Annotated in this window: 13 protein-coding genes; 5 read left to right on the top strand and 8 right to left on the bottom strand. The window is 72.6% G+C overall.

All coding sequences use genetic code 11. The annotated features are described in order from the left end of the window. The first annotated feature begins 192 nt into the window (after positions 1-192). Positions 193-3,375 (top strand): UvrD-helicase domain-containing protein, encoded by a 3,183-nt coding sequence (locus SM450_RS08060; protein ID WP_474619009.1) that lies wholly within the window; start codon positions 193-195, stop codon positions 3,373-3,375. Between the two features lie 62 nt (positions 3,376-3,437). On the opposite strand, the gene SM450_RS08055 is transcribed toward SM450_RS08060, so the two are convergent. After that, positions 3,438-4,064: a prepilin peptidase gene (locus SM450_RS08055; RefSeq protein ID WP_474619008.1), complete on the bottom strand. Its 627-nt coding sequence runs from the start codon at positions 4,062-4,064 to the stop codon at positions 3,438-3,440. 11 nt (positions 4,065-4,075) lie between these two features. After that, positions 4,076-5,083: an EamA family transporter gene (locus tag SM450_RS08050; RefSeq protein WP_474619007.1), complete on the bottom strand. Its 1,008-nt coding sequence runs from the start codon at positions 5,081-5,083 to the stop codon at positions 4,076-4,078. An 85-nt stretch (positions 5,084-5,168) separates the two neighbouring features. On the opposite strand from SM450_RS08050, the gene SM450_RS08045 reads away from it, so the two are divergent. Both SM450_RS08045 and SM450_RS08040 read left to right on the top strand, forming a co-directional pair. Continuing rightward, positions 5,169-6,041: an LppU/SCO3897 family protein gene (locus tag SM450_RS08045; protein WP_474619006.1), complete on the top strand. Its 873-nt coding sequence runs from the start codon at positions 5,169-5,171 to the stop codon at positions 6,039-6,041. Positions 6,042-6,179: 138 nt separating this feature from the next. Next, complete coding sequence (locus tag SM450_RS08040) at positions 6,180-7,415, top strand: AAA family ATPase (protein ID WP_474619005.1); 1,236 nt, start codon at positions 6,180-6,182, stop codon at positions 7,413-7,415. Between the two features lie 11 nt (positions 7,416-7,426). On the opposite strand, the gene SM450_RS08035 is transcribed toward SM450_RS08040, so the two are convergent. Next, positions 7,427-7,972 (bottom strand): GNAT family N-acetyltransferase, encoded by a 546-nt coding sequence (locus tag SM450_RS08035; RefSeq protein ID WP_474619004.1) that lies wholly within the window; start codon positions 7,970-7,972, stop codon positions 7,427-7,429. Positions 7,973-8,097: 125 nt separating this feature from the next. Here SM450_RS08035 and SM450_RS08030 point away from each other — a divergent pair, with 125 nt between their 5' ends. After that, a complete protein-coding gene (locus tag SM450_RS08030; protein ID WP_474619003.1) occupies positions 8,098-8,643 on the top strand; it encodes a DoxX family protein in 546 nt (181 codons plus the stop codon). A gap of 204 nt (positions 8,644-8,847) precedes the next feature. After that, entirely contained in the window at positions 8,848-10,284 is a 1,437-nt protein-coding gene (locus SM450_RS08025) for a glycosyltransferase 87 family protein (protein WP_474619002.1), read from the top strand. Between the two features lie 10 nt (positions 10,285-10,294). On the opposite strand, the gene SM450_RS08020 is transcribed toward SM450_RS08025, so the two are convergent. The 5 genes from SM450_RS08020 to SM450_RS08000 all read right to left on the bottom strand — a co-directional run bounded on the left by SM450_RS08020 (position 10,295) and on the right by SM450_RS08000 (position 16,187). Then, the gene (locus tag SM450_RS08020; protein ID WP_474619001.1) at positions 10,295-10,726 is read right to left on the bottom strand and encodes a molybdenum cofactor biosynthesis protein MoaE; all 432 of its coding nucleotides are present in this window, start codon (positions 10,724-10,726) and stop codon (positions 10,295-10,297) included. After that, positions 10,723-11,979: a molybdopterin molybdotransferase MoeA gene (locus SM450_RS08015; RefSeq protein ID WP_474619000.1), complete on the bottom strand. Its 1,257-nt coding sequence runs from the start codon at positions 11,977-11,979 to the stop codon at positions 10,723-10,725. Before SM450_RS08015 ends, SM450_RS08020 begins: the two co-directional genes overlap by 4 nt. Before the next feature lie 37 nt (positions 11,980-12,016). Continuing rightward, the gene (locus SM450_RS08010) at positions 12,017-12,487 is read right to left on the bottom strand and encodes a MogA/MoaB family molybdenum cofactor biosynthesis protein (RefSeq protein ID WP_474618999.1); all 471 of its coding nucleotides are present in this window, start codon (positions 12,485-12,487) and stop codon (positions 12,017-12,019) included. Continuing rightward, a complete protein-coding gene (moaC, locus tag SM450_RS08005; RefSeq protein ID WP_474618998.1) occupies positions 12,484-12,975 on the bottom strand; it encodes a cyclic pyranopterin monophosphate synthase MoaC in 492 nt (163 codons plus the stop codon). The genes SM450_RS08010 and moaC overlap by 4 nt, the downstream gene beginning before the upstream one ends. Before the next feature lie 236 nt (positions 12,976-13,211). Then, positions 13,212-16,187: an AfsR/SARP family transcriptional regulator gene (locus SM450_RS08000; protein WP_474618997.1), complete on the bottom strand. Its 2,976-nt coding sequence runs from the start codon at positions 16,185-16,187 to the stop codon at positions 13,212-13,214. Between the last annotated feature and the right edge of the window lie 538 nt (positions 16,188-16,725).

The raw sequence follows: 16,725 nt of genomic DNA, 5'->3' as shown, positions 1-16,725 counted from the left end.
TGGCCACCCGCTTCGACAAACTCGCCGTGCGCTACGAGGCCACCGTGCACATCGCCGCCATCAACGAATGGCTGTGACCGACTTCGACACAGGCCCTAGCGCGGCCGGGCCTTCGAGTCCACATCGCATTGCTCAGGTCACGCGTACGCGTGGCGGCGGGCGGGTAGGCAACCGGACATGACAGGATGCGGCGTGCCTCCGTTCAGCGCCGCACCCCCCGGTGGCCCCCCGCCCTACGTCGCGGATCTGCACATCCACTCGAAATACTCCCGCGCGTGCAGCCGCGACCTGACCCTGCCGAACCTCGGCTGGTGGGCCCGACGCAAGGGCATCGGGGTGCTCGGCACCGGCGACTTCACCCATCCCGCCTGGTACGACCACCTGCGCGAGACGTTGCACCCGGCCGAGCCCGGCCTCTACCGGCTCGCGCCGGAGGCGGAACGGGACATCGCCCGGCGGTTGCCGCCCCGGCTGGCCAGTGCGGCCGAGGCGGACCCGGTCCGGTTCATGTTGAGCGTGGAGATCTCCACCATCTACAAGCGGGACGACCGGACCCGGAAGGTGCACCACCTGATCTACCTGCCCGACCTGGACGCGGTGGGCCGGTTCAACGCCGCGCTGGGCCGGATCGGCAACCTCGGGTCGGACGGCCGGCCGATCCTCGGGCTGGACTCCCGCGACCTGCTGGAGATCACCCTGGAGGCCAGTTCCGACGGTTTCCTGGTGCCGGCGCACATCTGGACGCCCTGGTTCTCCGCGCTCGGCTCGAAGTCGGGCTTCGACGCGATCGCCGACTGCTACGCCGACCTGGCGGAGCACATCTTCGCCGTGGAGACCGGGCTCTCCTCCGACCCGGAGATGAACTGGCGGGTCGGCAGCCTGGACGGGTACCGGCTGGTGTCCAACTCGGACGCCCACTCGCCGCCGGCGCTGGCCCGGGAGGCGACGGTGCTCACCGCGAACCGCGACTACTTCGCGATCCGCGAGGCGCTGCGCACCGGCGACGGGCTGGCCGGCACGGTCGAGTTCTTCCCCGAGGAGGGCAAGTACCACGCCGACGGGCACCGGCTCTGCGGGGTGAACTGGTCGCCGGAGCGGACCCGGGAGGCGGGCGGGCGCTGCCCGGAGTGCGGCAAGCCGCTGACCGTGGGTGTGCTCAGCCGGATCGAGGAGCTGGCCGACCGGCCGGCGGGGCACCGGCCGCCGCACGCCCCGGAGGTGGCCCACCTGGTGCCGCTGGCCGAGATCCTGGGTGAGCTCAACCGGGTGGGCGCGCGGTCGAAGAAGGTCGAGGGCAAGCTCAACGAGCTGGTCGCGGCGCTCGGCCCGGAGTTGGAGATTCTGACCCGTACCCCGGTGGAGGAGATCGGGCGGGTCGGCGGCGAGCTGCTCGCGGAGGGCATCGGCCGGCTGCGCCGCGGCGAGGTGCGTCGGGTGCCGGGTTACGACGGCGAGTACGGGGTGATCACGCTCTTCGATCCGGCGGAACTGGGCGCCCCGGGGGCCGGGCGTGGGCAGGACGCGCTGTTCGACGTACCCGTGCCCGCGCAGCGGCGGCCCGCGGAGCCGGCACCGAAACCGAAGGCCAAGCGCCCGGCGGCGGCCCGCCCCGAGCCGACCCGCACACCGCCGGCGCCGCCGCTCGCGCCGCAGCCCTCCCCGCACGAACCGTTCGAGCCGATGCTCGCCGGCATGGAGGAGGTCGGCACCGGCCTGCTGGACCGGCTGGACGCGATGCAGCGGGTGGCCGCCTCCGCGCCCGGTGGTCCGCTGCTCATCGTGGCCGGCCCGGGCACCGGCAAGACCCGGACGCTCACGCACCGGATCGCCTACCTCTGCGCGGAGTTGAACGTCTTCCCGGACCAGTGCCTGGCGATCACGTTCACCCGCCGGGCGGCCGAGGAGCTGCGGCACCGCCTGGACGGGCTGCTCGGGCCGGTCGCCGAGGACGTCACGGTCGGCACGTTCCACGCGCTGGGCCTGACCATCCTGCGGGAGAACGCGGCTGCCGCCGGGCTGCCGGCGGGCTTCCGGATCGCCGACGACGCCGACCGGACCGCGGCCCGCGCCGAAGCCGGCGACGACGACCAGCGGTACGTGGCGCTGCTGCGCAAGAAGGATCTGGTCGACCTGGACGAGCTGCTCACCCTGCCGGTGGCGCTGCTCAACGGTGACCGGAAACTGGTCCGGGAATACCGCGAGCGGTGGAAGTGGATCTTCGTCGACGAATACCAGGACGTCGACGCGGTCCAGTACGAGCTGCTGCGACTGCTCAGCCCGGCCGACGGCAACCTGTGCGCGATCGGCGACCCGGACCAGGCGATCTACTCGTTCCGGGGCGCGGACGTCGGCTATTTCCTGCGCTTCTCGCAGGACTTCACCGACGCCCGGCTGGTCCGGTTGAACCGCAACTACCGCTCCTCGGCGCCGATCCTGGCCGCCGCGGTGCAGGCGATCGCGCCGTCGTCGCTGGTCCGGGGCCGCCGCCTCGACCCGGCCCGGCTCGACCCGGAGGCACCGCTTGTCGGCCGGTACGCGGCGACCTCGGTGTCCGACGAGGCCGACTTCGTGGTGCGCACCGTCGACGAGCTGGTCGGCGGCCTGTCCCACAGGTCCCTGGACACGGGCCGGATCGACGGGCGGGCCACGTCGCTGTCCTTCTCCGACATCGCCGTGCTCTACCGCACCGACTCGCAGGCCGCGCCGATCGTGGACGCGCTGGCCCGGGCGAACATTCCGGTGCAGAAGCGCTCGCACGACCGGCTGCGTGACCGTCCGGGTGTCGCCGCCATCGCCCGGGAGCTGCGCCACGCCGGGCTCGACGGATCACTTGCCTCCCGGGTACGCGAAGCCGGTCGGGTGGTGGCCGAGCGCTTCGCCGTGCCGACACTCGACGGCTCCGGCGCAGTACGCCCCGAGGACGTCCGCACGGCCGTGGACCTGCTCACCCCGCTGGCCCGGCGCTGCGACGACGACCTCGAACTGTTCCTCAACCAGCTCGCGACAGGCGCGGAGGTGGACGCGCTCGACCCGCGCGCCGAGGCGGTCACGCTGCTCACGCTGCACGCGGCCAAGGGCCTGGAGTTCCCGGTGGTGTTCCTCATCGGGGCCGAGGACGGCCTGCTGCCGCTGCGCTGGCCGGGAAGCGAGCCGGACGAGGACGCGGTGGCCGAGGAGCGCCGGCTCTTCTTCGTCGGGCTGACCCGGGCGCAGGACCGGCTCTATCTCAGCCACGCCGCCCGTCGCACCCGGCACGGCGCGGAGCGGGAAGTCCACCCGACCCCGTTCCTCACCGTGATCGACCCGGCCCTCTTCGACCGCCTGGGCACAGCCGAACCGCGCCGCCGCAAGAACCACCAGCTCCGCCTGATGTGAAAGGCGGGGGCCCCGGTTAACGCCTCCGGTATAGGAGGGGCCCCTTATTAACAACCGCATGCTCAGGTGAGCACGGCGGCGAGCCACGCACCGGCGAGGATCGCCGGTCCGAACGGCAGCGGGGTGTCCCGGCGTACCCGGCCGGCGGCGAGCAGCGCGAACACCGCCACCCCGGCGAGCACGTGCGGGAGAAGCAGGCCCAGTCGGAGTGTCGGCCAGCCGAGCCAGCCCAGCGGAAGCCCGAGGGCGGTGGCGAGCTTCACGTCGCCGAAACCGAGCCGGGCGCGCGGCAGCAACGCGAGCAGCACGTATCCGCACAGGGACAGGCCGGCGCCGGCCAGGGCGGTAACCGCGCGGCCCGGCTCGCCGGTGACCGCCGCCGTCCCGGCCAGGCCGAGCCCGCCGCCGAGCGCCACCGCGCCGACAAGCGGATCGGGCAGGCGCAGCGCCATCAGGTCGGTCACCGCGAGAACCAGGCCGGCCGCCGCGATCAGCAGGAGCACCGGCAGCGCGGGTTCGGCGCCGTGCGTGGCGGCCAGCCCACCGAACACCACGGCTCCGGTCACCGTCACGCTGACCCGGCGCGGCGGCACGCACCCGACGTCGACGACGTGGCGGCCGAGCGGCACCGCGACCAGGCCGGCAAGCGCGCCGAGCAGCGCCGCCCCCGCCACCCACGCCGTCGACACGGCTCGGGACGCTACCCCCCGTCCGACGACAGGGCCGTCCCGTTTCCGGCTGCCGGCGAGGCCCGGCGCGGGCGCTCGGTGCTGACCACCACTGCCACGCCGGCCACGATCACCACGCCGCCGAGCAGCACCTGCGCGGTGACCGGCTCGGCGACGAACAACGCGCCGAGCGCCACCGCGACCGCCGGGTTCACGTACGCGTACGTGGAGACGAGGGAGATCGGCGCGTGGGCGAGCAACCAGACGTACGCGGTGAAGGCGACAAGCGAACCGGCCACCGTCAGGTAGGCGAGCGCCGCCCAGGACCGCCCGGTCACCTCGGCGGGGGTGAAGTCGCGCAGCTCGCCACGGAGGGCCGCGAGCGCCGCGAGCGCCAGCGCGCCGGCCGCCATCTCGTAGACCGTCGCCACGAACGGGTCGGCGGGCATCCGGATCCGCCCGGACAGGTATGAGCCGACCGACCAGCTCGCCGCGGCTGCGACCACGATCAGCGCACCGGCCAACGGCACCCCGTCCACACCGTCACGGGGCAGCACCAGCAGGACGAGGCCGGCGAAGCCGAGCGCCACGCCGGCGAAGGTCCACGGGCGGGGCCGGTCGCCGCCGGCCGTACGGAGGACCACCACCAGGAGTGGCACGGTGGCGACCAGCAGCGCGGCGACGCCGGAGGGCACCGCGCGGCCGGGCGGCCCCGATTCGGCGAGCACCACCATCCCGTTGCCCCCGGCAAGGAGCAGCACGCCGATCAGCGCGGCGGAGCCGACGCGGCGCGCCGGCACGCGGAGCGCTCCCGGCCCGCGCCGCAGCCGCAGCACAAGCGCGAGCACGACGGCCGCGGCGGCGAACCGCATCGCGGCGGAGGTGAGCGGCGGCAGAGACTCGACCGCGATCCGGATGCCCAGGTAGGTCGAGCCCCAGAGCAGGTAGACCAGGGCCAGGGCGGTCCAGATCAGGGCGGCGGGGGCCGGCGGCGTCGAGGTGCCGGCGGCGTCCGTCGCACTTGCGGGGCGTGAGGTCATCGGTGGACCACGCTACGGTGGCCAGGGCGTCGGCGTTGCCCCTTGGTGGCCGGCCTCTCAGCATTGGCGTACGCAGGAGGCGTTCATGTCGAACTTCGGACCACCGGGCAGCGGCGCATCCGAGCCGTGGGGTGGACGACGCCCCGGCGACGGCTATGCTCCCGACCCCCATCGCGGCCCGGTGCCCGGCGGCCAGCAGTACGCGCCGCCCACCGAGCAGTTCGGCGCCGAGCCGTACGGCGGCCCGCCTTCGCAGTACGGGCAGCAGCGTTACGAGCCGACGCCGGGGTGGCCCGCCGGCCCGCCGCCGTCCGCCGCCCCCCATCAGGGCTACCCGGCCGACCCCGGGTACGCCGGCCAGCCCCCGTACACAGAGCAGCCGCCGTACGCCGGAGGGCAGCCCCCGTACGCCGGTGGACAACCGCCGTACATCGGGGAACCGCCGTACATGGCCGGGCCGCAGTCGCCGTACGACGAGCCGACGCCGCCCCGGCGGGGTAAGGGCCCGCTGCTGCTTGTGGTGATCGTGCTGGCGGTGCTGCTGGGCGGCGCCGGGGCGTACTGGCTGCTCGGCCGGGACGAGGAGAGCCCGACGTCCGGTACGACTGCCGCCACCGCGCCGGCGGCGGATCCGGACGCGGCGGATCCCACGGCGGCGGCGCCGAGCGACGCGGCGGATGTGACGCCCTCGTCGGCGGCCCCGGCCTCGTCGTCCGACCCGCGCTTCGTCAAGGCGGGTCAGTGCGTGGCCAACGAGGGCGGCGGTGGCCAGCCGAAGCTGGTGATCGCCGACTGCGCCCCGAAGACGTACGAGGTGCTACGCCGCGTGGACGGCGCGACGAGCGGCAAGAAGGACGCCGAGGCGAAGTGCGGCAAGGTGACCGGCTACACGGACTGGTACTTCTTCGACAGCGAGCTGGACACGCTCGACTTCGTGCTCTGCCTGAAGCGCCGCTGAGATTCGAGCCGGTAGGTAAAACTAGGGCTGTCTAGCATTAGCGCTAGACAGACCTAGTTTCCGGTCGAGGCCGACACGCGGTAGCCACCTCTACGCACGTCTAGCCTGTCCGCTAGACAACCCGATACTGTGCGATTCGTGGATCCCGTCCGCAACCCGTACGCCCCGGGCGCCGGCCAGCGCCCGCCCGAACTCGCCGGGCGGGGGCGGGAGCTGGACGTGTTCGACGTGGTGCTGGAGCGCATCGCCCGGGGCCGCCCGGAACGCAGCCTGATGCTCACCGGTCTGCGCGGCGTGGGTAAGACGGTGCTGCTCAACACGCTGCGCTCGGAGGCGATCAACCACCTCTGGGGCACCGGCAAGATCGAGGCCCGGCCGGACCAGTCCCTGCGCCGGCCGATCGCCGCCGCGCTGCACATGGCAGTCCGGGAGCTGGCCCCGCGCCACCGCGCGCCGGATCGGATCGACGCCTTCCTGGGCGTGCTCAAGGCGTTCGCGCAGCGCTCCGCGCCGACCGGCCGGGGCGGCGCGGCGCCGAAGCTGCGCGACAGGTGGCAGCCCGGCATCGACGTGCCGGCCACCAGCGGCCGGGCCGACTCCGGCGACATCGAGATCGACCTGGTGGAGCTGCTCAGCGACGCGGCGGCGGTCGCCACCGACGTGGGCACCGGCATCGCGATCTTCATCGACGAGATGCAGGACGTCGGCGCCGAGGACGTCTCCGCGCTCTGCGCCGCCTGCCACGAGCTGTCCCAACTCGGCGCGCCGCTCATCGTGGTGGGCGCCGGCCTGCCGCACCTGCCGGCCGTGCTCAGCGCCGCCAAGTCGTACTCCGAACGACTCTACCGCTACCAGCGAATCGACCGGCTGGACCGGATCGCCGCCGACCAGGCGCTCTGCGCGCCGGCCGAGCGGGAGGAGGTCGAGTACGAGCAGAAGGCCCTCGACCTGCTCTATGAGAAGTCCGGCGGTTATCCCTACTTCGTCCAGGCGTACGGGAAGGCGACCTGGGACCACGCCCCCCGCTCGCCGATCACCGCGGCGGACGTCCGGGTCGCCGCGCCGGAGGCGGAGGCGGAGCTGGCGGTGGGTTTCTTCGGCTCCCGGTTCGAGCGGGCCACCCCGGCCGAACGCGAATACATGCGGGCCATGGCCACGTTGGCGCTTGTGGACGGCGAGGAGGGCGCGCGGGACGACATGGACGCCGCGGTGCCCACCGCGGAGATCGCCCGCGCGCTCGGCCGCAAGCCGGCCAGTCTCTCCCCGGCCCGGGACGCGCTTATCAAGAAGGGCCTGATCTATTCCGGCGAGCGGGGGACCGTCGCGTTCACCGTCCCGCACTTCGGCCGCTACCTGCGCACCCAGCCAGCCTGACGGGCCGAGGATCAGACCCGCGACCAGGGAGGTGGGAAGACCACCTCGCCGGCCGGGGGTGGCGGCTCCTCGGCGGTGGACGGCGGCAGCACCAGCGCCTGCCACGGCTCCCCCAGCCCGGACCAGGGGCTGCTCAGCCCCAACCGGTCCGCCGGGCCGAAGCCGAACCGCCGGTAGTACGCCGGGTCGCCAAGCACCACCACCAGCCGCTCGCCCAGCTCGGTGGCGGCATCAAGCGCCGCCTGCACCACCGCCGTGCCGTGCCCGACGCGCTGCCGGTGCCGGGCCACCGCCACCGGCCCGAGTGCCAACGCCGGCCAGGTGCCGCCGTCGGTGCGTACCCGGACGCGGGTGAGCAGCGCGAAGCCCACCACCTCGCCGCCGTACTCGGCGACCATGGCCAGCTCCGGGATCCACGCGGCGCTGTGCCGCAACTCCTCGACCAGGCCGACCTCCGGCGGGGTGGGCACGTCGGGGCGGGCGAACGCGGCGGCGAGCACCCGGGCCACCGGCGCTTCGTCCGCCGGCTCCTCGGGGCGCAGTCGCAGCGTCGTCACCCGCGCGACCTTACCGAACGCGGCCGGTCCATCCGCGACGGTCGCTGAAATCGATACCGGACAGACGTCGATACCTTTCGTGTGTTGCAGGGGTGACCGGGCCCGCGAAGGGGTAAGACTGAGGCATGAAGCCCGTGCGCTCCCTCGCCCGAGTCATGTTGAGCGGCATCTTCGTGGTCAGCGGCGCCCGCAACCTGCGCAACCCGGAACGGCTGGTGCCCGCCGCGAAGCCGGTCACCGACCGGGTCACCCCGCTGATCCAGAGCCTGCATCCGCGCATCCCCACCGACACCGAGACGCTGATCCGGGCCAACGCCGCCACCCAACTGGTCGGCGGGCTGATGCTTGCCACCGGCCGGTTCAGCCGCCCGGCCGCGCTCGTCCTCGCCGGCACGCTGCTGCCGACGACGGCCGCCGGTCATCCCTTCTGGAACAACGACGACCCGGCCGCCCGCAACAACAACCAGATCCACTTCCTCAAGAACCTCGGCCTGCTCGGTGGTCTCCTCCTCGCCGCCGCGGACACCGAGGGCAAGCCGGGGCTGCGCTGGCGCGCCGGCCACCGGATCCACCACTCGCGCCGGTCGGTCAAGCGTGCGGTCCGCACCGCCCGCCGGGAGGCGAGAATCGCCGTACGCTCCGCGGCGACCGCCCGCCGGATGCCCGGCTGACGTCCACCAGCACGACACCCACCCCCCGCAAGGCCACCAATCACCTGAACCGTCCGACACCCGTTAACACGGTTGAAATGTCGCAAACACGTGTGGGATCGGACACGGTCGTGTAACGCGGGAGGCAGCATCGTGAGGCACCGTTCTAGGCTCCGTTCTGGACCTGGACGGGCACGACGACCTTGGTACGGGGGTGGCCACGCCATGCCGACGACAGTCGGTAGACGGACCAACCGCCTCACCCCGACCCCCCGCGTCGTCCTCGGGGTCGACCAGCGGATCGCCGTTCGTATCGGCGTCGTGGCCGCGGTGTCGTACGCGGCGTGGCTCGCCATCGGCGCCTTCGGCCGGCCGTACAACTTCTTCGACATGAAGATCTATCACGGCGCGGTGCTGTGGTGGGCGGGCGGCAACGAGCTGTACGACTTCGTCGCACCCTCGACGACGCTCGGTTTCACCTATCCACCCTTCGCCGCCCTGGTCATGCTGCCGATGTCCTGGCTACCGGTGGACCTCGCCGGTTCCGTCAACGCGCTTGCAAGCATCGGCGCGCTCGCGGTCGTGCTGGCGGCGTTGCTGCGCCCGATCGTGGACCGGCTCGGCTGGTCGCTCTGGTTCACCGTCGGCATCGCCACCCCGCTCGCCGTGGCCATCGAGCCGTCCCGGGAGACGCTCGGCTACGGTCAGGTCAACCTGCTGCTCTTCGCGCTGATCATGGCGGACCTGGTGGGTCTGCGCTGGCGGGCCAGGCGGGGCACCCATCACGAGAGCGCCGAGACGCCGCTGGCCCGCTTCGTCTACAGCGGCGCCTGGGCCGGGGTCGGCATCGGGCTCGCCACCGCCATCAAGCTCACCCCGGCGTTGTTCGTGGGCTACCTGCTGCTCACCCGGCAGTGGCGGGCCGCGTGGATCGCGGTCGCCACCACGATCGGGGTGACCCTCGCGACGTTCGGTGCGATCGGCGAGGAGTCCCGCACCTACTTCACGAGCGTGCTGTGGCAGACCGAGCGGGTCGGGGCCGCCGACATGACCGCCAACCAGTCCCTCGCCGGCCTGCTGGCGCGGCTCTACGACTCGATCGAGACGCCCGGGCTGCTCTGGCTCGCCTTCTCGGTGCTGGTGCTGGCGCTGGGCCTGTCCCGGGCGATAAGCGCCCGCACCGACGGTGACGAGCTGACCGCGTTCACGCTTGTCGGGCTCACCGCCAATGTGATCAGCCCGATCTCCTGGTCGCACCACCTGGTCTGGGTCATCCCGGCGATCATCGTGCTGGCCGACGCCGCGGTACGCCGACGCGAAGCCAGCCGCGGCCTGCCCCTGCGCGGCAGCGGGCTGCCCTCGACCAACGGCGTACCCACGTTGCGCCCGCCGATCTGGTATCCGACGCTCACCGGTCTCCGGCACGCGGCCGGCGCGCTCGGGCTCTATCTGCTCTTCCTGATCTCGCCGATCTGGCCGTACGAGCACCAACTCCCCGAGGTGTCCCACTACCAGGACGGCCTGTTCGGCGCGCTGATGGAGAACTCCCTGGCGATCGCGCTGATCGTGCTGGTCGCGGCGCTGCCCTGGCGGCCCGGCGCGGAACCGGCGTTCTACCCCGACCGGCTGGGCCGCGCCGCCCAGCTCACCGCCCGGCGCTGACCCGCCCGGCTCAGGGGCAGTTCACCCACTCCTCGGTGCCGTCGTCGAAAACCTGCCGCTTCCAGATCGGCAGTCGCGCCTTGACCTCGTCGACCAGCCGGGCGCACGCCGCGAACGCCGCCGCCCGGTGCGCGGTGCTGACCGCCGCGACAAGCGCCACGTCGCCGATCTCCAGCGGGCCGATCCGGTGCGACACCGCCACCGCGTGGACCGCCGGGTCGGTGGCGATCTCGGCCGCCACCTCGCGCAGCACCGCCTCGGCGGTGGGGTGGCCCTCGTATTCCAGCCGGACGACTCCCCGCCCGTGGTCGTGGTCGCGGACCACGCCCTGGAAGGAGACCACCGCACCGGCCCGGCGGTCGGCGACCGCCGCCTCGTGCGCGGCCAGGTCGAGCGGCCGGTCGGTGACCGCACCCAGCACCACGCGCGTCTCGGTCGTCATGGGCGCTCTCCCGAGGTCAGCGGCAGGGGTACGAGCGGCACCCGGTCACCTGCCGCACCGCTGGTGCCGGGCCGGATCACCGCGAAGCCGTCCGCGCCGGCCAGCCCACGCAGCATCGCCGAACCGACGTGCCGCACCGGGTGCGCGGTGTCGGCGATCCGGTCCCAGCGAACCAGGGCGAGGTGGGCCTGATCCCCCCGCCCGGCGACCGGCTCGGCCAGGGTGACCTGCGGCAACACCGGCATCGCACGCCCGGTGAGACCGGCGAGCAGGGGAGCGACGAGCGAGACCAGGGCCACCACCGCGGACTGTGGGTTACCCGGCAGGCCGGCCACGAAGCGCACCCGGCCGTCGTTGTCGGCCAGCCGGGCGAGCAGCATCGGGAAGCCGGGGCGCACCGCCACGGTGTTGACCACGTAGTCGGCGCCCAGCGCCTCCAGCGCCGGATGCAGGTGATCGACCGGCCCGTGCATGGTGCCGCCGGTGGTGCAGACCAGGTCGGCGTTGGCGAGCGCGCCACGCAGCGCCGCGACGTGCGCGGGCAGGGTGTCGGCGACCGGCCCGACCACGTCGCCGCCCCGCACCTGGCAGCCGTAGCGGCGCAGCCAGGCAGGCACCGAGGGGCCGAGCGCGTCGCGCACCCGGCCGGCCCCCGGCGGACCCGACGTGAGCAGCTCGTCGCCGAAGACCAGCAGCGCGGCCCGCGGCGCGCGGCGCACCCGCAGCGTGTCGTGCCCGCAGGAGGCGGCCAGGCCAATCACCGCCGGGTCCACGGGCGTGCCGGCGGGCAGCAGCTCCTCGCCGAGGCGTGCCTCCTCGCCCGGCTCGCGCCACTCCGGCTGCGGCCGGGGCATGCCGGCCACCCGGCCGTCCGCCGCCCGGGTCGACTCCTCGATCCGCAGGATCGCGGTCGTGCCGGCGGGAACCATCGCGCCGGTGGCGATCTCCACGGTGGTGCCGTCCGCCGCCAACGGGGGCGTGGTGTGCCCGGCGAGCACCCGGCCGACCACCTGCCACGGCCCCGCCCCGCGCACCGCCCAGCCGTCCACGCTTGAGGTGGGGAACGCCGGCAGGTCGGTCCGCGTGGTAAGCGGCTCGGCCAGGGTGTGCCCGTCGGTGTCGGCAAGCGGCCGGGCGACCGCGGGGAGCGCGGCGGAGAGACCCACCGCGTACACCCGGGAGCGGGCCTCCTCCCACCCGGCCGGCGGGGGTGTCCCCACGTCGGCCGCGGCGGCTTCGGTTTCCGTGCTCATCCGGCGAGCCTAACGCCGGCGCACCCGGCCCGCGGGCTCAGTGGTCGCCGCCGTGGAGCTGGTCGACCGTGTGCCGCAGGATCGGCCCGAGCACGGCCAGCCCGTCCCGCGCGCCGCCGCGCGAACCGGGCAGGTTGACCACGAGCGTCCGACCGGCGACCCCGGCCAGGCCCCGGGACAGCGCGGCGGTGGGCACCGCCTCGCGGCTGTGCGCGCGGATCGCCTCGGCGATGCCGGGGATCTCGTAGTCGAGCAGCGCGCCCGTCACCTCGGGGGTGCGGTCGGTCGGCGTGATGCCGGTGCCACCGCTTGTCAGCACCACGTCGACGCCCTCGTCGCGGGCGGCGCGCAGGGCCTCGCCGACCGGGTCGCCGTCGGGCACCACCACCGGCGGGTCGACCGTGCAGCCCAACTCCCGCAGGCCGGCGACGAGCAGCGGACCGCTTGTGTCCTCGTAGACCCCGGCGGCGGCCCGGTTGGAGGCCACGATCACCCGGGCCCGGATCACGGCCGGTCCTCCGGCCGGACCCACTCGCCGGTCTTGCCGCCGGACTTGCGCAGCACCCGGACGGCGTCCACCGAGGCGGCCGGGTCGACGGCCTTCACCATGTCGACCAGGGCGAGCCCGGCGACGGCCACCGCGGTCAGCGCCTCCATCTCCACCCCGGTGCGGTCGGCCGTCCGCGCGGTGGCGGTGATCTCCACGGTGTCGGCGGTGAGGTGCAGGTCGACGGCCACGCCGTGCAGGGCGATCGGGTGGCAGAGCGGGATCAGGTCTGGGGTGCGCTTGGCACCCATGATGCCGGCGAGCCGCCCGACCGCGAGCGCGTCGCCCTTGGGCAGGCCGTCGCGGCGCAGCAACTCCATCACCTCGGCGGTGGTGCGGAGCCGGCCGGCGGCGACCGCGAGCCGGCCGGAGACCGGCTTGGCGGAGACGTCGACCATCCGGGCGGCGCCGGCCTGATCGACGTGGGTGAGCTGCGCGGGTTCGGTCACCGCCCGACCCTATCCGCCGGGTACGACGGCGCGCGGCCCGTGCCGTCGGTGGGGAGGGACATCGTGCCGGGTGCCGATCTGCACGACGTCCCTCCCGCACCTGCCCACCGTCGAGTCGCTGGGGAGGCTCGACAGTGGGGGCTCTGCGGCCCGATCCGCCCGCGCGGCGGATCCTCCCCCGTTGGCCGACGACGAGACGCTAACCGCTGACGCGATAAGAAATCGATAAACCGGTTTCAGGGGCGATGGCGAAGTTGGTGACGTTCGGGGGCACCCATTCGCTCGAAGATCGCCAGGGCTCGCCGCCGAAACCGCTCCGCCTGCTCGACGCTGGTTCCGGCGAGATGTTCGGCCATCGCGGTCAACGCCCGGGCCTGCTCGTAGGGGTGAGCGATACGGGTGGCGAGGGCCAGGGCCCGTTGGTGCGCCCCCATCGCCTCCTCGACCTGACCGGCGGCCGTCAAGGTCAGCCCGAGGTCGTTGAGCGCCGCCGCCTGGACGTGCCGCTCGCCCGAGTCCCGCGACAGGTCGAGTGCCAGTTCGTGCTGCGTACGTGCTTCGCCAAACCGACTCAGATGCCGGTACGCGATGCCGAGGTCGTTGCGCACCTCCGCCTCGCCGAACCGATGCCCTGTCCGGTCCCGTAGCCGGATCGCGGCGAAGATCAGGCGAATCGCCTTCAGGTGATGGCCGAGGTGGTTCTCCACAGAGGCGATGTGACCGAGGGCGCTCGACATGTGGTACGCGCTGCCCTGGCATCTTGCCAGGAACAGATGCTTCCGGTGAGTTTCGAGGGCCTCTGAGTAACACCCGACCGCAGTTAACGCGTAGCCGAGGTTCGGCAGGGACAGAATGGGGTCCACGTCGCACCGCGAATCGTCGCGGAGCAACTGCTGGCCGAGGACGACCGACCGCTCCGGATCACCAGTCAGCCAGTAAACGACCACGAGATTGGCCCGGTAGCGGTGTTCGTTGCCCCGGTCGTCGAGCTCCCGGGAGATGGAAACGGCCGTCTCGAGGTGTCGCAACGAGTCCAAGTAGCTCCCCGTACGAGTGTAGGCGGAGGCGAGGTAGTTGTGCATGACCGCCTGGGCGGCCCGATCACCGCCGTGCTCTGCGGCGCTCAGACCGGCGAGGTGGATGACGATGATGTCGTCGAAGTATCCCCGCACGTAGCAGAACCGCCATATGGCCCGCGCGAGCCGCCAGGCATGATCGGCATGTCCTTCCTGCTCGGCGAATCCGACCAGGGCGATGAGGTTGGACCGCTCCCGCTCAAGCCACTCGACGTCCAGCGCGTCGGTCTCGGCCGTCAGGTCAGGTCGGCGTGGCGGGTCGAGGCGGAGATGTGAGCGGAGTACCTGCCGATCCAGCGCGCTTGCCCGGACCACCACCTGATGGAGTACATGATCGAGCAGACGGACACCTGCCTCCCGGCGCTCCCCTGGATCCGCCGACTCATGGAAGAGTTCGGCCGCGTACTGACGCATGAGGTCATGCAGCCGGTAGCGCCCGGGGGCCATCTCCTCGATCAGATGCTGGTCGAGGAGGTCGTCCAACATCCGTTCCGCACGGTCCAGGGGCAGGTCGGCCAGAGCGGCGACCATCCGCGCGTCGAGAGAGTCTCCCGGATGGATGCTGACGAGCCGGAACAGTCTCCGGACCGGATCGGCGAGTTGCTCGTACGAGGCGGAGAAGGCGCTGGCGACGGTCTGCTGGTCCACCGCCAGTCGGCGGAGCACGGTGCCCCCGGTGCCCAGGCGTCGGGCGAGGTCGGCGACCCGCCACGCCGGTCGATGGGCCAGCCACCCGCCGGCCAGCCGGACGGCCAGTGGTAGCTGGCCGCAGCGGCTCACCACCTCCACCGCCGCCTCCGGTTCCGCGCGAATCCGATCCTCGCCGGCGGTGTGCGCCAGCAGTTCCACCGCCTCACCGGAGGTCAGCACGGGAAGCGACACGGCCGGTCCGATGTCGCTGACGGACAACCGGCGCCGGCTGGTCACCAGGAGCACCGTTCCCGCGCCGGTGGGCAGGAGTGGACGGATCTGCGGCCCGCTCGCCGCGTTGTCCAACACCACGACCACGCGGCTCCGCCGCAGCTCGTGCCGCCACAGCTCGGCGCGCTCGTCACGATCGCTCGGGATCCGACCCGCGGGCACGCCCAGTTGTCGGAGCAGCACGGTCAGCGCGTCGGCCGCTTCGATCGGCGCCCGCTCGTCGTTTCCTCGCAGGTCGAGGAAGAGTTGCCCGTCGGGGAACCGGTCGGCCAGTCGCGCGGCGACGTGCAGGGCGAGGGTCGTCTTGCCGCAGCCCGCCATACCGTCGATCACCCGTACCGTCGGCCCGCCCCTCTCGTCCTCGCGGATGTCGCGCAGCAGCCGATCGACGATCTCCTCTCGGCCGACGAAGTCCGCGACCGTCCGGGGGAGCCAGTTTCGTGCCGGAGCGTGGGTCGCCGGCGGAGCGACGCGCCGGGCGCTGACGGCGGCCGCTCGAAGTCGCTCCAGCTCGGCACCGGGTGGCACACCGAGTTGCTCGACCAGCACGGCCCGGGCCGCGTGGAAGACGGTGAGCGCGCCGCTCGCGTCGCCGAGATCGAGGAGCGCGCGCATCAGGAGGCAGTGTCCCCGCTCGCGTAGCGGCTCGCGCGAGACGTGGTCACGCAGGACTGGCACCGCCGTCTCCGCGCGACCCAGGACGAGGTACGCCTCGGCCAGCAACTCCAGCGCCGACCGGCGTTCCCGGTCGGTCGCCTCGCGATGCGCCGTCAGCGCTGGGCCCAGCGCCAGGCCCGCGAGCAGCGGGGTCGGTCCCGCGCGGGCCACGTCGGCGAGCAACGGGACGACCTGCGCCGGCTCTCCCGCACGCATCAGGTCACGGGCGCGACTCCAGCGCGACATCGATCGATGCATGTCGATCAGACTTTCGTCGGCGCGGAGGCGGTAACCACCGGGTTCGCGGACGATGCGCAACCGGCCGTCACCACCGGATTCGAGGCCCCGTCGCAGGTTGGCCGCGTAGGTCCGGACATTGGGTACCGCGGACCGCGGCGGGTCGTCGGGCCACAACTCGTCCACCAGGTCGTCCAGCGTGACCAGTTGGTTGGCCCGCACCGCGAGTAACGCCAACACCAACTGCTGCTTGGGCGTTCCGAGCGGGAGGTCACCCTTCTCGAGCCGTACCGACAGGCCCCCGACAACTCGGATTTCCACGCTGCTGTTCCAGCCTTTGTTGGCACTTGTCCAAGCCGAAACGACAGCCTAATCCACCTATCCGCAAGTCGTCGCCCCACCGGGCAGTGGTAAGCGGGCTCGTCCGACCCGACGGCCGAAGTCCCCCGAAGCAGGGTTGTAATGTTTCCTGGCCCGGACGACGCTACAAACGGCATGTCACCTCGCATCATTTCGGATGGCCGAGAGCGACGACGTGGGTACCACAAGGAGAGTGTCGGCTCCGCTCCGCATACAACTTGTGGACAGACCGTCATTTAACGGGCGATAGTTACTTATATTGCGCATACCGACATTAATTCTTCCTTATAGCGCAACTCCTCCTCTAACCTGCTCTTCAGCCGACAAGGCGCGGACATCCGCACAAGAGCTATCCGAGGAGGGTCGTGACAATGCGCAGCACCGAATGGACCTGACGGACTTTTGGTCACCGGCACCCACGACCCGTGCGATATCCGAGGAGGGCTGAACAAATGCGCAGCACCGAATGGCTCTGAGAGTTCTCCGGTACCCGGCGACG

Source organism: Micromonospora marincola, assembly GCF_056150385.1.
This window is presented reverse-complemented; position numbering and strand designations above follow the sequence as displayed.

Coding starts and splice junctions, on each gene's coding strand:
- SM450_RS08015 (WP_474619000.1), bottom strand. CDS start 11,979: ATGAGCACGGAAACCGAAGCCGCCGCGGCCGACGTGGGGACACCCCCG.
- SM450_RS08045 (WP_474619006.1), top strand. CDS start 5,169: ATGTCGAACTTCGGACCACCGGGCAGCGGCGCATCCGAGCCGTGGGGT.
- SM450_RS08030 (WP_474619003.1), top strand. CDS start 8,098: ATGAAGCCCGTGCGCTCCCTCGCCCGAGTCATGTTGAGCGGCATCTTC.
- SM450_RS08025 (WP_474619002.1), top strand. CDS start 8,848: ATGCCGACGACAGTCGGTAGACGGACCAACCGCCTCACCCCGACCCCC.
- SM450_RS08050 (WP_474619007.1), bottom strand. CDS start 5,083: ATGACCTCACGCCCCGCAAGTGCGACGGACGCCGCCGGCACCTCGACG.
- SM450_RS08020 (WP_474619001.1), bottom strand. CDS start 10,726: ATGACGACCGAGACGCGCGTGGTGCTGGGTGCGGTCACCGACCGGCCG.